The 17,320-nt window shown below is 42.3% G+C and carries 11 protein-coding genes; 8 read left to right on the top strand and 3 right to left on the bottom strand.

What is annotated here, in order from left to right; translation table 11 throughout:
• The first annotated feature begins 163 nt into the window (after window positions 1–163).
• Window positions 164–2,686, top strand: coding sequence for a bifunctional glycosyl transferase/transpeptidase (gene mrcB, locus PR808_RS13475; RefSeq protein ID WP_206082952.1), 2,523 nt, complete (start codon window positions 164–166; stop codon window positions 2,684–2,686).
• A 327-nt stretch (window positions 2,687–3,013) separates the two neighbouring features.
• On the opposite strand, the gene hemL is transcribed toward mrcB, so the two are convergent.
• Entirely contained in the window at window positions 3,014–4,303 is a 1,290-nt protein-coding gene (gene hemL, locus PR808_RS13470; RefSeq protein WP_272539470.1) for a glutamate-1-semialdehyde 2,1-aminomutase, read from the bottom strand.
• A 213-nt stretch (window positions 4,304–4,516) separates the two neighbouring features.
• Here hemL and erpA point away from each other — a divergent pair, with 213 nt between their 5' ends.
• Window positions 4,517–4,861: an iron-sulfur cluster insertion protein ErpA gene (gene erpA / locus PR808_RS13465; protein WP_154623408.1), complete on the top strand. Its 345-nt coding sequence runs from the start codon at window positions 4,517–4,519 to the stop codon at window positions 4,859–4,861.
• A 380-nt stretch (window positions 4,862–5,241) separates the two neighbouring features.
• Here erpA and btuF read toward each other — a convergent pair whose 3' ends face one another.
• Both btuF and mtnN read right to left on the bottom strand, forming a co-directional pair.
• Entirely contained in the window at window positions 5,242–6,072 is an 831-nt protein-coding gene (gene btuF / locus PR808_RS13460; protein ID WP_272539469.1) for a vitamin B12 ABC transporter substrate-binding protein BtuF, read from the bottom strand.
• 63 nt (window positions 6,073–6,135) lie between these two features.
• Window positions 6,136–6,828 (bottom strand): 5'-methylthioadenosine/S-adenosylhomocysteine nucleosidase, encoded by a 693-nt coding sequence (gene mtnN / locus PR808_RS13455; RefSeq protein ID WP_206082949.1) that lies wholly within the window; start codon window positions 6,826–6,828, stop codon window positions 6,136–6,138.
• Window positions 6,829–7,074: 246 nt separating this feature from the next.
• On the opposite strand from mtnN, the gene dgt reads away from it, so the two are divergent.
• The 6 genes from dgt (at window position 7,075) to eno (ending at window position 17,175) form a co-directional block, all read left to right on the top strand.
• A complete protein-coding gene (gene dgt, locus PR808_RS13450; protein ID WP_206082948.1) occupies window positions 7,075–8,601 on the top strand; it encodes a dGTPase in 1,527 nt (508 codons plus the stop codon).
• Window positions 8,602–8,766: 165 nt separating this feature from the next.
• Window positions 8,767–10,098 carry a 23S rRNA (uracil(1939)-C(5))-methyltransferase RlmD gene (rlmD, locus tag PR808_RS13445; RefSeq protein ID WP_206082947.1) on the top strand — a complete coding sequence of 444 codons (1,332 nt, stop codon included), beginning with the start codon at window positions 8,767–8,769 and terminating at the stop codon, window positions 10,096–10,098.
• A gap of 16 nt (window positions 10,099–10,114) precedes the next feature.
• Complete coding sequence (gene relA / locus PR808_RS13440) at window positions 10,115–12,346, top strand: GTP diphosphokinase (RefSeq protein ID WP_206082946.1); 2,232 nt, start codon at window positions 10,115–10,117, stop codon at window positions 12,344–12,346.
• A 461-nt stretch (window positions 12,347–12,807) separates the two neighbouring features.
• The gene (mazG, locus tag PR808_RS13435; protein ID WP_206082945.1) at window positions 12,808–13,602 is read left to right on the top strand and encodes a nucleoside triphosphate pyrophosphohydrolase; all 795 of its coding nucleotides are present in this window, start codon (window positions 12,808–12,810) and stop codon (window positions 13,600–13,602) included.
• Window positions 13,603–14,170: 568 nt separating this feature from the next.
• Window positions 14,171–15,808: a glutamine hydrolyzing CTP synthase gene (gene pyrG, locus PR808_RS13430; protein WP_206082944.1), complete on the top strand. Its 1,638-nt coding sequence runs from the start codon at window positions 14,171–14,173 to the stop codon at window positions 15,806–15,808.
• A 65-nt stretch (window positions 15,809–15,873) separates the two neighbouring features.
• Window positions 15,874–17,175, top strand: a complete 1,302-nt coding sequence (gene eno, locus PR808_RS13425) for a phosphopyruvate hydratase (RefSeq protein WP_206082943.1) — start codon at window positions 15,874–15,876, stop codon at window positions 17,173–17,175.
• Window positions 17,176–17,320 lie beyond the last annotated feature (145 nt).

Raw genomic sequence — 17,320 nt, 5'->3', positions numbered from 1 at the left:
TTCCAAAACGGGCTTGAATGGGCAAAGCAGAGTAAGGAAATGTAATTAAGAGCTTTCTTTGGTGAAATCTCAAGGGTTATGGGCCAAAATTAACCACTAGGCGTTAAGCAATTAGTGAATAATTAAGTTGTTAAGTAATTTTGTAAGGTGATATGGAGCGACCATGTCCGGTAAAGATTTTGAACCAATTGGCCGACGTAATAAAAAAACGGCTGATAAAAAACAATCCTCATCACGCCGCCGTAGAGATCGCGATGATTATGATGATGAAGATTTATACCAAGATGATGATATTGAAGAACAATATCTCGATGATGAAGATGAAGAAGAGCACATGGCTAAAAAAGGCTCAAAAAATAAAAAACAGCGCAAAGTAAAAAGCAAATGGCGTTGGTTTTGGCTACTCGTCAAGTTGATGATCGTGTTTGCGGTGCTATTAGCGGCGTATGGTTTTTATTTAAATCAACAAATTAAAGAGCGTCTCGATGGCAAAGTTTGGGATCTACCCGCTGCGGTTTACGGTCGCATGGTCAACCTGGAGCCAGGGATGGATTATAGCCAAGCGGAAATGACACGCTTGCTCGAAGGTATGCAATATCGCAAAGTCAGTAAAATCACCACATCGGGTGAGTTTGTGGTGCGTGGCAATACCATTGAAATTTTACGCCGTCCATTTAACTTCCCTGATCAAAAAGAAGGGCAGATTCTGGCTCGTATGGTGTTTGAAAATAATGCCTTAAGTAAGATTGAAAATATGGAGAATGGCCGCTCATTTGGTTTTTTCCGTTTAGATCCAAAACTTATCACCATGATGCAATCTGCAAATAATGAGCAGCGTTTGGTGCTGCCATTAGCGGATTTTCCTGAATCTCTGGTGAAAATCTTACTTGAAACCGAAGATAGAAACTTTTACGAGCACGATGGTGTCAGTTTGTACTCTATCGGCCGTGCTGTTGTTGCTAACTTAACTGCTGGGCGCTCAGTACAAGGGGGAAGTACCCTGACACAGCAATTAGTTAAAAACCTGTTTTTGACTAATGAACGAACCTTAAAGCGTAAAGCTAACGAAGCCTATATGGCTCTCCTGTTGGACTATAATTACAGCAAAGAACGTATTTTAGAACTGTATTTAAACGAAGTTTTCTTAGGTCAAAATGGTAATGATGAAATTCGTGGTTTCCCATTAGCGAGCTTGTACTATTTTGGTCGTCCAATTAATGAATTAAGCTTCGATCAGCAAGCCTTGTTGGTGGGAATGGTACAAGGGGCATCAACCTATAACCCTTGGACAAAACCACAAAATGCCATCAAACGCCGTAATATCGTGTTGAAAATTCTTGAAACGCGCGGTGTGATTGACCAAGAAATGTACCAAGTCCTTAGCGCAAGGCCACTTGGCGTGAAAAATAAAGAAGGGCTGGTGGCATCCCAACCTGCCTTTATGCAAATGGTTCGCTTAGAACTCAATGAAAAATTGGGCGATAAAGTCAAAGAATTATCAGGTGCGAAAATTTTCACAACCTTAGACCCTGTCGCGCAAACTGCAGCGGAAAATGCCGTAGAAAATGGTGTCGCAGATTTACGCAAAACCCGTAAATTAGACGATATTGAAGGTGCAATGGTGGTGGTTGACCGTATTAACGGTGAAGTGCGTGCCATGGTGGGTGGTTCTCAGCCACAATTCTCAGGGTTTAACCGTGCCTTGAACGCACGTCGTAGTATTGGTTCATTAGCAAAACCGCCTGTGTACCTCGCCGCACTGAGTGAGCCTGATCGTTACCGTTTGAACACATGGTTAAAAGATGAACCGCTGACGGTTAAAGTCGGCAACCAAAATTGGAGCCCAAGAAACTACAGCCGTAATTTCAATGGCCGTATGATGCTAGTTGATGCGCTTGCAAAATCACAGAATATCCCAACCGTAAACTTAGGGTTAGATATTGGCCTCGACCAAGTGTTTAATACGTTTGTTCGTCTAGGGGCACCAGCCGCAGCGATGGAAAAAGTGCCAGCAATGTTCTTAGGTGCTGTTAACTTAACGCCAGCGGAAGTGGCTCAGGTTTATCAAACCATTGGTGGTGAAGGCAATCGGGCGAAATTGTCCTCCCTGCGTTCCGTCATCGACGGTGATGGTAACGAAATTTATCAAAGTTACCCATCCGCAGAGCGTGCTGTACCTTCACAAGCTGCTTATTTAACACTTTATGGTATGCAGCAAGTGGTGAATCAAGGAACAGGTCGCGTTTTATTATCCAAATACGGTAAGTACAATTTGGCTGGTAAAACAGGGACAACCAATGATTTGCGTGATAGCTGGTATGCGGGTATTGATGGCAAAGAGGTGGCAATCGTCTGGGTAGGGCGTGATAACAATGGTCCGACACAGTTAACAGGGGCAACAGGGGCTTTAAAAGTCTACCAACGCTACCTTGATAACCAAGCGCCATTAGCTCTGATTAATCGTGCACCAGAGGGCATTGTCGATATGCAAGTCACGGCTGATGGTCAGTTAAGCTGCTCAAACTTTGGTGGTGGTAGAATGTTGCCGATTTGGACTGATAACCCAGACAGTCTATGCCAAGCCTCAGAAGACCAAGCACCAACGTGGAATTTAAATGGCAATAATGATGAGCAAAAAAGTGATGCGCCAGATTGGGTGAAGGATATGTTTGGCGATAATCCCTAAATTTTCGTCATATTTCGAGCCGTGGCGGTGTTGGCTACATTCAGCTACTCGGGTTACATACTAGTGTATGCTCCCCGAGATAGCTTCACTTGCCGCCTTGCCACAACTCGAACTATTTAGAAAATTAACGATATATTCAGTTTTCTAACTTTCTGCTATCTAATTCTTTTAATTGACCACTTCAATGCCTAGAAAATAATTTTCCCGAAACCTATCACAAGGCGAACTATATAAGGAATTATTGTGTAAGATGTATAACTATAAAAGTTAACCTTAGAAAGGTAGAGGTGAAACTAGAGTGCTTCACCTCTTTGTTTTTAATGCAAATTAATTCGCTTTGATTTTCGCCAGCGCTGTTTCAGCAGCTTTGATGGTTTTTTCAATATCTTCATCGCTGTGTGCGATAGACATAAACCCAGCTTCAAAAGCGGATGGTGCGAGGTAAATGCCTTGTTCTAACATGTAATGGAAGAATTTTTTGAAGCGCTCCACATCGCATTTCATCACGTCTTGGTAGCAAGTCACTGTTGCTGCATCCGTGAAGAAAATACCAAACATCCCCCCGACATGGTTGATGACCATTGGAATGCCTTGTTCTTGGGAAATACGTTTTAACCCACGGGCTAATTTTTCTGTTAGCTCATTTAAACGTGAATGAACGCCTGGTTGGGACACTTCTTTTAAGCAAGCAAGGCCCGCTGCCATTGCAACAGGGTTACCCGATAAAGTACCAGCTTGGTAAACAGGGCCTATAGGCGCTAATTTTTCCATGATTTCAAGACGACCACCAAATGCACCCACAGGCATACCACCGCCAATAATCTTGCCTAAGCAGGTTAAGTCTGGCTCAACACCGTAGTAATCTTGTGCGCCACCTAATGCAACACGAAAGCCTGTCATTACTTCATCAATGATCAGTACGGCATTAAATTCATCACATAACGCACGTAGACCAGGTAGGAATTCTGCAGTGGGTGGCACGCAGTTCATGTTCCCAGCAACAGGCTCCACGATGACACAAGCGATATCTTCAGGATAATTTTCAAACGCTTGGCGCACAGATGCAAGATCATTGTAAGTGCAAGTGAGCGTATGTTTGACGAAATCTTCAGGAACACCTGGCGAGTTTGGTTCGCCCATGGTCAGCGCACCAGAACCTGCTTTCACTAATAAGCAATCTGCGTGGCCATGGTAGCAACCTTCGAATTTGATAATTTTATCGCGGCCTGTATAGCCACGAGCTAGGCGAATAGCACTCATGGTAGCTTCAGTACCAGAGTTCACCATGCGAACTAAATCCATAGAAGGAACAAGTTCGCATACTAATTCGGCCATTTCAACTTCGGCGGCAGTTGGTGCGCCGAAACTCAAACCTTTATGGACGGCTTTAATCACCGCATCGCGAATTTCTGGATGGTTATGACCTAAGACCATTGGTCCCCATGAGCCAACGTAATCGACATACGCTTTACCATCAACATCATAAATATAAGCACCATCCGCTTTTTCGATAAATAAAGGCGTACCACCGACACCATTAAAGGCGCGAACTGGCGAATTCACACCGCCAGGAATTTGTTGTTTTGCTTGCTCATACAGAATTTCAGATTGCGACATGGCAGGGCTCCAGAAAAGGGCGAAATAAAAATTTGCCACCATTCTAAAGCACTGCATCAATTAAACCAAATGTTGCTAGCAAGATATGCACAATGTGTCTAATTGCGTAACAACACTTGAACGATTTAGTCAAGTGGCGGATAATTGGGTTAATTGATCTGAGTGGTTTTTAGCCCACACATGAATTTACCGGTCACCGGTTTGGAGTGAAAAATGAGTGATGATGCAGCTCTGCCATTGCAATTTACTGATGCGGCAGCAATTAAAGTTAAAGATTTAGTCTCTGATGAGGACAACCCAAATCTGCGTCTGCGTGTTTATATCACTGGTGGCGGATGTAGCGGCTTCCAGTACGGTTTCACCTTTGATGATCAAATCAACGATGGTGATATGACCATTGAGAAACAAGGTGTTGCGCTGGTCGTCGACCCAATGAGTCTGCAATATTTGGTGGGTGGAAGTGTCGACTATACAGAGGGCTTAGAGGGTTCTCGTTTTATCGTAACAAATCCAAATGCTAAGTCTACGTGTGGATGCGGTTCATCCTTTAGCGTCTAATTTTCGTCATATTTCGTGCTGTGGCGGTGTTGGCTTCATTCAGCTACTCGGGTCACATACTTGTGTATGCTCCCCGAGATATCTTCATTTGCCGCCTTGCCACACCACGAACTATTTAGAAAATTTCTGTAATTCTTAATTCTTAATTCTTAATTCTTAATTCTTAATTCTTAATTCTTAATTTTTAATTCTTAATTGGATAAGACATTTATTGTTTGCAGAGTTGCTACGTGGCGGTGTTGGCTTCATTCAGCTACTCGGATCACATACTTGTGTATGCTCCCCGAGATATCTTCATTTGCCGCCTTGCCACAACGCGAACTATTTAGAAAATTTCCGTAATTCGTAATTCGTAATTCGTAATTCGTAATTCTTCTTTATCAATCGGATAAAGCGTTTAACTGCTCACAAAGTTGTTCGGTGGCGTCGATGATTCGTGGGCCTGCACGATGGAACCAATCTTCATTTAGACGAATGATTGGGACATCCAGTTGTGATTGCCAAAAATTTCTTACAACTTTTTCCTGTTCAATTGAGCCAGTCATTACAATCACATCAGGATTACGAGTGAGCACTTGCTCACGGCTAATTTGCGGCCATTGCACGGCGCTGTTAGCAAAAATATTTTCCCCTCCACAAAATGTCACGACATCATTTTGCAATGTATGTTTACCCGTACTAAATAAAGGCTGAGTCCCCAGTTGGATAAAGATTTTTTTGGTTTTGAGATCTGACTTTTTTTGATTTCGATAAGGAGTCAACTTAGCTCGCATAGCGCTAATATTTTGCTGAGCCAGCTCAGGTCTAGGACTGTATTGGGATAACTCATTGACAGCGTCGATGACTCCATCAATGGTTTGTGGGTCAAAATAGATAATGGGAATGCCAAAGGATGCCAACTGATCAAGCGGCCGTTGCGGGTTTCCCCCTCGCCATGCCAAAATTAAATCAGGATTAAGCGCGATAATACGTTCGACATTAACCCCTTGCCAATCAGAAACTTGCTCCAGCTTCTTTGCTTGTTCGGGGTAATCGGAGTAAGCACTAACTGCAATCAAGTTATCACCTAACCCAGCAGCATAGGCGAGCTCTGTATTTGCGGGGGATAAACTAACTACGCGCTGTTTTGGCTCAGACAGAGCAGAAAAGGAGATAAAACAAGCCAATAATAAAGTAATAACGTGGGATGAATAGGCAGTTAATTTTTTCATGGCGCATCATCATGTGGCGATAAAAGGCATACCTGACAATTAGTTATGCCTTTTTTGTTGAATTTAAGCCAGCTTAGCTAAAATTGCATTGATCATCAGTGAAGACTGGCGAGCTGCAACGGGAAGAAATTCATCAAAGCTGGTATGCGATTCTTTATCTGCAACATCTGAAATCGCGCGAACCACAACAAATGGTACGCCGAATTGATGGCAGACTTGGCCAATCGCCGTCGCTTCCATTTCAACAGCAGCAACTTGTGGGAAGGTCGCTTTAATGCGTGCTAAAGGTTCTGCACCATTAATGAAGGCATCACCGCTACACACTAAGCCACGAACTGCATTCATATCGAGCAACTTAATGCATTGCTCAGCAACATCAATGAGTTTGTTATCAGCGACAAAAGCAGGTGGGCATTGTGCCATCTGGCCGGGCTCGTAGCCAAATGCCGTAACATCAGCATCGTGGTAGCGTACTTCGGTCGAAACAACGATATCACCCACATTTAAGCGAGGGTCTAACCCGCCAGCGGAACCTGTATTAATCACAACATCAGGCTGACAATGTTCTAACAACAAAGTCGTACCAATAGCAGCAGCAACTTTACCAATACCTGATTTTAATAGGGCAATATCAACACCGTTAATTTTCCCAGTGTAAATTTCACAACCTGCACGACTAATGGTTTGGCAGCCTTCAATTTGTGAGCGAAGAATAGCAACTTCTTGCTCCATCGCTCCAATGATCCCAACTTTCATTTTGTCTCCTTTTCCCTGCTCAATTTGTACGATTAGTGTCAATATTTTGACTAGGGAAGATAATGTTTTATTGTGTTAGTGCTGTGTTCTTCGAGCGGGTTCGCAAATTTTATTGCAACAACTCGAATTTCGACAACGAAATTACAAAGATGCACGAAGTGTAACATTGAAAGGTGAGTCGTGAAGTATTTTTCCTGTGTTTAGGCTATATAATGAAGCATCAATTGAGATAGGGAAGGTGGCAGTGTGGGTGAAATTAATTTTCTAAAGAAACTGAGCTTTCAGCGTAACTATATGAGCAGTGCTAAAAACCAGAAAGTCTCACCACAGGATGAAGACGCCGTAAACCGCTTATTTGAAAGTGACCGTGGGCGTATTATTAATTCCGCTGCTATTCGTCGTTTACAGCAAAAAACACAAGTTTTCCCATTAGAACAAAATGCGGCGGTGCGCAGCCGATTAACTCATTCACTTGAAGTTCAGCAAGTGGGGCGCTATATCAGTAAAACTGTGCTTGGTGAGCTGAAAAAGAAAAAATTGTTAGAAACCTATGGGTTAGATGAGCGTTGTGATGCTTTTGAAAGCTTAGTGGAGATGTCCTGCCTGATGCATGACATTGGTAACCCACCTTTCGGACATTTTGGTGAGGCTGCTATTCAGCGCTGGTTTAGCAAACTACTCGCCCCTGAGTATCTATTTTCATCTGACCTACCCGACCCTTGTCAAATTGAAGCTTTGCAATTAACAGGCAATGAAAAGCAAGACCTTTTTCGTCGCCAATTGAAGCGAGATTTATGTTCATTTGAGGGGAATGCACAAGGTTTACGAATGGCTCACCGCTTGTTGAAACTTAACCTAACCTACGCACAAATTGGTTCTATCTTGAAATATACGCGAGGAGCTTATGATTTAGAACCAATCCCAGCAGAATTTGATTATTTGATGAAAAAACCAGGGTATTACTGGTCTGAAGCGGATTTTGTCAGTGAACTTACCAAGAAACTCGATATGGAGAAATATTGCCGTTTCCCACTTTCATACATTATGGAGGCGGCAGATGATATCTCTTATTGTATTGCTGATTTGGATGATGCTGCAGAAAAAGGGATCTTTACCGTTGAGCAATTAATTGATTATTTGCGCGCAGAGTGGGGGAAAGTTGAGCAGAATGATTTATTCGATCAAACCATTATGCGTGCTTATAACAATATTAGTGATAACCACACAAGGCGGATTCAGCAAGACCAGTTTTTTATGTACTTACGCGTTAATATTACAGGTAAGTTAGCGCACTATAGTGCCCAGCGCTTTATTAAAAACCTACCTGAAATTTATCATGGTTGTTTTAATAGCGCATTATTGGAAGACAAAAGCCCTGAGCATCGTTTGCTGAAAGTGTTGAAAACCGTTGCATTTAAACATGTATTTAACCATCACGAAGTCGAGCAGCTAGAGTTACAAGGTTATAAAATTATCAGTGGATTACTCGATTTTTATAGTCCGTTGCTAATGATGAACCGAACTGACTTTGCAGATTTAGTGGAAAAAAATTACCACAAACACTTTTTTATTGAAACGCGGTTATTCCATAAGTTATCCAATAAGCACCGTTTATCCTATAACGAGGCGCTTGAGAAAGTCTCTGCAACGAATGAAGCGGATAAATCTATTCTTGAGTTTTACTATCGAGCCCGCTTGATTCAAGACTACATCAGCGGTATGACAGATCACTATGCTTATGAAGAATATAGAAAATTTATGGTGAGTAATTAATAATATTAATTCGCTAAGTAATAAAATCGAAAAGCAGGCAATAAAATAAAAGGAAAAACAGGTATACTAGGTGTGTCTGTTTTTCTCTTTTCAGAAATAAAAAATGCCTGAAATGGAAACAAACAAGGACCCTTTTTTGTAACTAATACTTCGTTGTGACTACTTATGGCTCAATTTTACTCTCCGAACCGCCGCACCACTCCACGCCGTCAACTTACGGTCATTGCTGATAGCTTAGATGCAGCAGGGCAAGGTATAGCACGTCTTGACGGGAAAACAATTTTTGTTGCGGATTTATTACCAGGGGAGGAAGCTCAGATTGAGTTAACGGAAGATAAGCGTAGTTTTGCGAAAGCGAAAGTGGTTAAGCGCTTATCAACAAGTCCACAGAGAGTGAAGCCACAATGCCGTTATTTTAATCAGTGTGGTGGCTGCCAACAGCAACATATTGATATTGAATTACAAAGAGCAAGTAAGGCCGAGGCTTTACAATATTTAATGATGCGAGAAACGGGAGTTGATAAAAGTGCAGCTCCCGTGATGAGTGGTGAACCTTATGGCTATCGCCGCCGTGCTCGCTTAGGCTTGCAATATCAACCTAAACATCAACGGTTGGTGATGGGGTTTCGTCAAGTACAGTCCAATACGCTGGTTGATATTAAAAACTGTCCAGTGTTAGTGCCTGAACTGGATATGTTACTTACCCCCCTTTCTGAGTGTCTTAACCAACTTAGCATTAAGCCGAAATTAGGCCATGTTGAGCTTATCCATGCGGATAACAGCAATATCATCATGATCCGTCATTTAGTGCCTTTTTCACATGCAGATAAACAGAAACTTAACGATTTTGAAAGGCAATATGACGTGTCTATCTGGTTGGCAGGAAATGACAATGCATTAGAAGCGCTGACGTCGAGCTCACCAATGCCAGAATATCAAGTGGTAGGTGAAGTGCTTAAATTTAACCCATTGAATTTTATTCAAGTGAATGGGCAAGTAAATCAATTGATGGTGGCACAAGCGTTAGCATGGTTAGATCTAACGCGTGAAGATAGGGTATTAGACCTTTTTTGCGGAATGGGTAATTTTACGTTACCAATAGCACGATTAGCGCAATCAGTTGTTGGGGTTGAAGGTGTCGAAAATTTAGTCGAACAGGCGCGAAACAACGCTCAGCTCAATACTATTTCCAACGCGACCTTCTATAATGAGAACCTAGAAGCCGAAATTCATACACAACCGTGGGCAGCTCAAGGGTTCAATAAAGTATTATTAGACCCTGCACGAGCAGGGGCGGCGGGCGTGATGGAACATTTAATTAAACTGATGCCTGAAAAAATTGTCTATGTTTCTTGTAATCCAACGACATTAGCAAGGGACAGTAAAGTTTTGCTTGATGAGGGGTATCAATTGTTACATTTGCGGATGTTAGACATGTTTCCGCACACTAGCCATTTAGAATCAATGGCACTATTTATCCGTCGGCCAGAGCATTAACAGGTAGGGAGAATATATGGTTGCAGTAAGAAGCGCACATCTTACCCCAGCAGGTGAGTTTGCCCCAGAAAAATGGGTAGGCGGTCTGGGTTTGAGCAATAAACAATCAGAAGAAAAGCTCATCCATACCTGGCAGTTTTGTCACGATAAATTAGCAGGCCAAGAAATTGGGCCTTTATTGCTGTGGCGTGGCATCGAGATGACCGAAATCTTATCTACGCTCAGCATGGACATCGGCAGCTTACAAGCCGCATTATTATTTCCATTAGTAGAAGAAGGCAAGCTGGAAGAGCACGAAGTCATTGAACAGTTCGGAAATTCGATACACGAACTTGTTAAAGGCGTGCTTGAGATGGATGCTATTCGTCAATTAAAAGCGACACAATCCAGTGAAACAAGCTCAGTCCAAGTCGATAATATCCGTCGTATGTTATTGTCGATGGTGGAAGATTTTCGTTGTGTTGTCATCAAGCTAGCAGAGCGTATCGCGCATTTGCGTGAAGTCAAAGACGCCACAGAAGATGAACGCGTATTAGCCGCAAAAGAATGCTCCAATATTTATGCGCCATTAGCGAATCGCTTAGGGATAGGGCAATTAAAATGGGAATTAGAGGACTTCTGCTTCCGTTATTTGCACCCTGATGAATACAAAAAAATCGCTAAGTTACTCCATGAACGCCGTATTGACCGTGAAGATTATATTGATAATTTTGTCGGTACGTTGCGTAAATATATGCTAAAAGAAAACATTCAGGCTGATATTTACGGTCGTCCCAAGCATATCTACAGTATTTGGCGCAAAATGAAGAAGAAATCATTGGCGTTTGATGAGCTGTTCGATGTGCGGGCTGTACGTATCGTGGTTGAACGTTTGCAAGATTGCTACGCGGCACTGGGAATTGTGCATACCCATTTTCGCCATCTTCCTGATGAGTTTGATGACTATGTAGCAAACCCCAAGCCAAATGGCTATCAATCAATTCATACAGTTGTGTTGGGCCCCAACGGTAAAACCCTTGAAATTCAAATTCGTACCCGCCAAATGCATGAAGATGCAGAGTTAGGGGTCGCTGCACACTGGAAATATAAAGAAGGCGCAACAGGAATTGGCAAGGGAAGCAGCTACGAAAATCGTATTGCATGGCTGCGTAAATTAATTGCATGGCAGGAAGAAATGGCAGACTCAGGTGAAATGCTTGATGAAGTTCGTAGCCAGGTATTTGATGATCGCGTTTATGTCTTTACACCGAAAGGGGATGTTGTCGATTTACCGACAGGGTCAACTCCACTTGATTTTGCCTACCATATTCACAGTGATGTAGGGCATCGTTGTATCGGTGCGAAAATTGGTGGTCGGATCGTGCCATTTAGTTATCAACTGCAAATGGGGGATCAAATTGAAATCATCACCCAAAAACATCCGAACCCAAGCCGTGATTGGTTAAATCCAAACTTAGGATATGTCACAACCAGCCGTGGGCGTGCCAAAATTCAAAACTGGTTCCGTAAACAAGACAGAGATAAAAACATTCTTGCTGGACGCCAGATTTTAGATAGTGAACTATCTCAGCTTGATATTAGCCTGCGTGAAGCGGAAAAACTGCTTATTGCCCGCTATAACGTTCATTCTCTGGACGAAGTATTAGCAGGTATTGGTGGCGGTGATATTCGAATTAACCAGTTGGTGAATTTCTTACAAAGCAAATTCAATAAAGCAACGGCGGAAGAAGAAGACCGCGCGGCAATGAAGACATTAGAAAGTAAGTCTTCACTCCCAAGAGCACCATCCCATGGTAGTGGTCGAGTGGTGGTTGAAGGGGTTGGTAACCTAATGCACCATATTGCACGTTGCTGCCAGCCAATTCCAGGGGATGAAATTGTCGGTTTTATCACGAAAGGACGAGGTATTTCTATTCACAGTGCGGATTGCGAACAATTAGCTGAGCTGCAAAGTCACGCACCAGAACGCGTGATAGATGCAGTTTGGGGAGAAAACTATTCCAGTGGTTATTCTCTCGTGGTTAGAGTTATCGCCAATGACCGTAGTGGTCTACTACGTGATATCACGACAATATTAGCTAATGAGAAGGTTAATGTGCTTGGCGTCAGTAGCCGCAGCGATGTGAAGCAGCAATTAGCAACGATAGATATGACAATTGAGCTGTATAATATTGAGGTGCTGAGCCGGGTGTTAGCAAAATTAAATCAGTTGCCGGATGTTATTGAGGCAAAACGCCATTCCCAGTGATTTTCTTCATATTTTGCGTTGTAGGGGTGTTGGCTACACTTAGCTACTCGGGTCACATACTTATGTATGCTCCCCGAGATAGCTAATCTTGCCGCCTACCTACAACTCAAACTATTTTGAAAATCAGTACTGTTATATTGTCAGTGGTTTTCTTCATATTTTGCGTTGTAGGGGTGTTGGCTACACTTAGCTACTCGGGTCACATACTTATGTATGCTCCTCGAGATAGCTAATCTTGCCGCCTACCTACAACGTAAACTATTTTGAAAATCGGCACCATTATAATTAACCATTTTTATATTTTGAGCCGCAGCGTTGTTGGCTGCGCGCTCTCCTCGCGACAACATCAACTATTTTGAAATGATCCTTTTCAAGTTTTCTTTGTTGATTAGCCTTTATATCTGGTAAGTTTGAAATAAAGGTAGCAATGTAGAAACAAAAGAAAATCAAAGGGTAATACAATGAGTCAGCAAAATCACCAAATTGAACGCTTACTATCCATCATGGCACAGCTGCGCGACCCAAAAACGGGGTGCCCTTGGGATAAAGTACAAACATTTAAAACCATCGCACCTTACACACTTGAAGAAACCTATGAGGTACTTGATGCGATAGAGCGTGAGGACTTTTCTGATCTAAAAGGCGAATTGGGTGACTTATTATTCCAAGTCGTTTTTTATGCACAAATGGCGAATGAAAAATCACTTTTCGATTTTAATGATATCTGCCAAGCGGTGAGTGACAAACTTGAGCATCGTCACCCACATATCTTTGATGCGAACAACCAACTTTCAAGTTCCGAAGTGATTGAGGGATGGGAAAAGCGTAAGGCAAAAGAACGTGCTGAAAAGTCTCAATTTTCTGTACTTGATGATATTCCAAACTCACTCCCTGCACTGATGAAAGCCTATAAAATTCAAAAACGTTGTGCTTCTGTCGGTTTTGATTGGGATACGCTTGGCCCAGTGGTTGGAAAAGTGCATGAAGAACTTGAAGAAGTCATGGAAGAAGCCACTCAGGTGGTTGTAGATCAAAACCGCTTAGAAGAAGAAATTGGAGACTTGCTGTTTGCGACAGTAAATTTGTCTCGTCACCTAGGCCATAAGCCCGAAATTGCACTGCAAAAAGCCTGTAATAAATTTGAACGACGTTTTAGGCAAATCGAGAAAAGCTTATCCGAAAGTGGTAAGTCTGTAGAAGGTGCTACACTTGAAGAGATGGAGGCACTTTGGCTGCAGGTTAAAAGCCAAGAATAAAATGTCTCGTCATATTTCACACTACAGCGTTGTTGGCTGCGTTCGGCACATGGGTCACATACTTATGTATGCTCCCCGAGATATCCTCTCTTGCCGCCTAGCTGTAATGCGAACTATTTAGAGCCATTACATGTAAGTATTGAAACTATTTGTCGTTTTAAGATTTGGATGTTGTTGGTTTATTCTAAAAGTAATTTATTTAATATTCCCAAATAAAGCTTCAAAAACAATGAATAGAATGGCATTTTTAGGCGTCAAATAGCGAGTGATAGAGTAAATAGTTATTCAAAATCAAACTTAGTGCAGAATTGCATTTTTTACGCTATAGAATGAGCTGAAAGGATTTAGCTTTTGCCTTTAAACTGTGTTAATGTATAAAAACAGACGCAGATGACTATTTTTGAAGCGATAAATAATTTTCGTTTTTAACTTGCTGATAATATTAGAGTGTTGATGAAATTTAGCCTTATTATGCTTAGAACATTTGTAGCGAAATTAAGGTTCGGGTATACTGTTTTCCCGTCCTGTTATATCCATCATCTTTTAAACCTAAACTTTCAGGTTCAGCATGAAAACTAACTATATTTTTGTGACCGGCGGGGTCGTATCCTCTCTGGGTAAAGGCATTGCCGCAGCCTCGTTGGCGGCTATACTCGAAGCCCGTGGACTCAATGTAACGATTATGAAACTGGATCCCTACATTAACGTAGATCCAGGTACAATGAGCCCAACCCAACACGGGGAAGTTTTCGTTACAGAAGACGGCGCTGAAACTGACTTGGATTTGGGTCATTATGAGCGTTTCATCCGTACCAAAATGACACGTCGTAATAACTTTACGACAGGCCGTGTCTACTCTGAAGTTCTGCGCAAAGAGCGCCGTGGCGACTACTTAGGCGCTACCATCCAAGTTATCCCGCATATTACGAATGAAATCAAAGACCGTATCATCCGTGGTGGTGAAGGCCATGATGTTGTTCTCGTTGAAGTTGGCGGAACTGTCGGTGATATCGAATCTCTGCCATTCTTAGAAGCTATTCGTCAAATGGCGGCGGAAGTGGGTCGTGAACGCACACTATATTTGCACTTAACCTTAGTGCCATATCTTGCAGCTGCGGGTGAAGTAAAAACCAAACCAACGCAACATTCTGTGAAAGAATTGCTGTCCATTGGTATTCAACCTGACGTATTAATTTGCCGTTCAGACCGTGTGATTCCTGCAAACGAGCGCGCGAAAATCGCGTTATTCTGTAATGTGCCAGAAAAAGCAGTTATCTCACTAAAAGACGTTGATTCTATTTATAAAATCCCAGCCTTGTTAAAATCCCAAGGTTTGGATGAATACATCTGTAGCCGTTTCCGTATCGATGTGCCTGAAGCGAATCTGTCTGAGTGGGAACAAGTTATTTACGAAGAAGCCAATCCTGCTGGGGAAGTAACTATCGGAATGGTGGGTAAATACGTTGAGTTACCAGATGCGTATAAATCAGTTATCGAAGCACTGAAACACGGCGGCTTGAAAAATCGTTTAACCGTGAATATTAAGCTAATCGACTCGCAAGATATCGAAACCCGTGGTGTTGAATTACTGAAAGGGCTTGATGCAATTTTAGTTCCAGGCGGTTTTGGTGAGCGTGGTGTAGAAGGGAAAATTCTGACAGCGCAATACGCACGTGAGAATAAAATCCCTTATTTAGGTATTTGTTTGGGTATGCAAGTTGCCCTGATTGAATTTGCACGTAACGTTGCCAATATGGCAGATGCAAACTCAACAGAATTCAAAGCAGATTGTAAATATCCAGTTGTTGCGCTGATTACAGAATGGCGTGATGAAGAGGGTAACGTTGAAGTGCGTTCTGAAGAGAGCGACCTTGGCGGTACAATGCGTGTTGGCGGGCAGCCATGCCATTTAGTGAATGGTAGCTTAGTGCGTGATATGTATGGTGCTGAAACCATCGTTGAACGTCACCGTCATCGTTATGAAGTGAATAACTTATTACTGAAACGCATCGAAGATGCGGGCCTAAAAATCGCAGGTCGCTCAGTAGATAACAAACTGGTAGAAATTATTGAAAACCCAAATCACCCTTGGTTTGTGGCTTGCCAATTCCACCCAGAGTTCACTTCGACCCCAAGAGATGGTCACCCATTATTTGCAGGTTTTGTTAAAGCCGCTGGTAAGTACCAGAAAGGTGAGTTGAAATAAGATATGGGGAAGTCGGCGCATTGGCACCAACTTCCCGAAATTTAACTTGTACTGAGGAAAACCTAATGTCCAAAATTGTTAAAGTGATCGGCCGTGAAATCATTGACTCTCGTGGTAACCCAACTGTTGAAGCTGAAGTTCACTTAGAAGGTGGCTTCGTTGGTTTAGCAGCTGCACCATCAGGTGCATCGACAGGTTCTCGTGAAGCTCTGGAACTGCGTGACGGTGATAAAGCACGTTTCCTGGGTAAAGGTGTTCTGAAAGCTGTTGGTGCAGTTAATGGCCCAATCGCAGAAGCCCTGATCGGTAAAGATGCAAAAGATCAAGCAAATATCGATAAAATCATGATTGACCTTGATGGCACTGAAAACAAATCTAAATTTGGTGCGAACGCAATTCTGGCTGTTTCTTTAGCAAACGCAAAAGCAGCAGCAGCGGCAAAAGGTATGCCTCTGTATGAGCATATTTCTGATCTGAATGGGACTCACGGTCAATATTCAATGCCTCTGCCAATGATGAATATCATCAACGGTGGTGAGCACGCAGATAACAACGTTGATATCCAAGAATTCATGATCCAGCCTGTTGGCGCACCAACGCTGAAAGAAGCGGTTCGCATGGGTTCTGAGATTTTTCATCACTTAGCAAAAGTACTGAAATCTAAAGGTATGAACACGGCTGTAGGTGATGAAGGTGGTTATGCACCTAACTTAGAATCTAACGCAGCAGCGTTAGCCGCTATCAAAGAAGCGGTTGAACAAGCAGGTTATGTATTAGGTAAAGACGTAACGTTAGCGATGGACTGTGCAGCATCTGAGTTCTTCAACGCTGAAACAGGTAATTATGAACTGAAAGGCGAAGGTAAAACCTTTACGTCTCAAGAGTTCACTCATTACTTAGAAGAGCTGACTAAACAGTACCCAATCGTATCTATCGAAGATGGTCTGAACGAATCTGACTGGGATGGTTTTGCATACCAAACTAAAGTTCTTGGTGACAAAATCCAATTGGTTGGTGATGACCTGTTTGTAACTAATACTAAGATCCTGAAAGAAGGTATCGACAAAGGTATCGCTAACTCAATCCTAATTAAATTCAACCAAATCGGTTCGTTAACTGAAACTTTGGCTGCAATTAAAATGGCGAAAGATGCAGGCTATACTGCTGTTATTTCTCACCGTTCAGGCGAAACTGAAGATGCAACTATTGCGGACTTAGCAGTGGGTACTGCAGCGGGGCAAATCAAAACAGGTTCTATGAGTCGTTCTGACCGTGTTGCTAAATACAACCAATTAATCCGTATTGAAGAAGCTCTGGGTAACAGTGCACCATTCAACGGTTTAAAAGAAGTTAAAGGCCAAGCATAATTTAATTGCTAAGCTAATTGATTGCAACGGGAGGCATCGGCTTCCCGTTTTTTATGCTTAAAATAAATGATATTTTAAAAAACGATAAAAAAATCATTTTTTCCATATTAAAGTTAATCTTAAATTTACCTATTTTATTAAAACG

It is taken from the genome of Providencia sp. PROV197 (assembly GCF_028479625.1).
Lineage (GTDB): Bacteria > Pseudomonadota > Gammaproteobacteria > Enterobacterales > Enterobacteriaceae > Providencia > Providencia vermicola.
The sequence above is the reverse complement of the archived record's forward strand: the minus strand, read 5'-3'. Positions and strand labels throughout refer to the sequence as shown.

Bases quoted from the DNA above. Each gene is read 5' to 3' on its own strand.
- mrcB (WP_206082952.1), top strand. From the start codon at position 164: ATGTCCGGTAAAGATTTTGAACCAATTGGCCGACGTAATAAAAAAACG.
- hemL (WP_272539470.1), bottom strand. From the start codon at position 4,303: ATGTCGCAATCTGAAATTCTGTATGAGCAAGCAAAACAACAAATTCCT.
- erpA (WP_154623408.1), top strand. From the start codon at position 4,517: ATGAGTGATGATGCAGCTCTGCCATTGCAATTTACTGATGCGGCAGCA.
- btuF (WP_272539469.1), bottom strand. From the start codon at position 6,072: ATGAAAAAATTAACTGCCTATTCATCCCACGTTATTACTTTATTATTG.
- mtnN (WP_206082949.1), bottom strand. From the start codon at position 6,828: ATGAAAGTTGGGATCATTGGAGCGATGGAGCAAGAAGTTGCTATTCTT.
- rlmD (WP_206082947.1), top strand. From the start codon at position 8,767: ATGGCTCAATTTTACTCTCCGAACCGCCGCACCACTCCACGCCGTCAA.
- relA (WP_206082946.1), top strand. From the start codon at position 10,115: ATGGTTGCAGTAAGAAGCGCACATCTTACCCCAGCAGGTGAGTTTGCC.
- mazG (WP_206082945.1), top strand. From the start codon at position 12,808: ATGAGTCAGCAAAATCACCAAATTGAACGCTTACTATCCATCATGGCA.
- pyrG (WP_206082944.1), top strand. From the start codon at position 14,171: ATGAAAACTAACTATATTTTTGTGACCGGCGGGGTCGTATCCTCTCTG.
- eno (WP_206082943.1), top strand. From the start codon at position 15,874: ATGTCCAAAATTGTTAAAGTGATCGGCCGTGAAATCATTGACTCTCGT.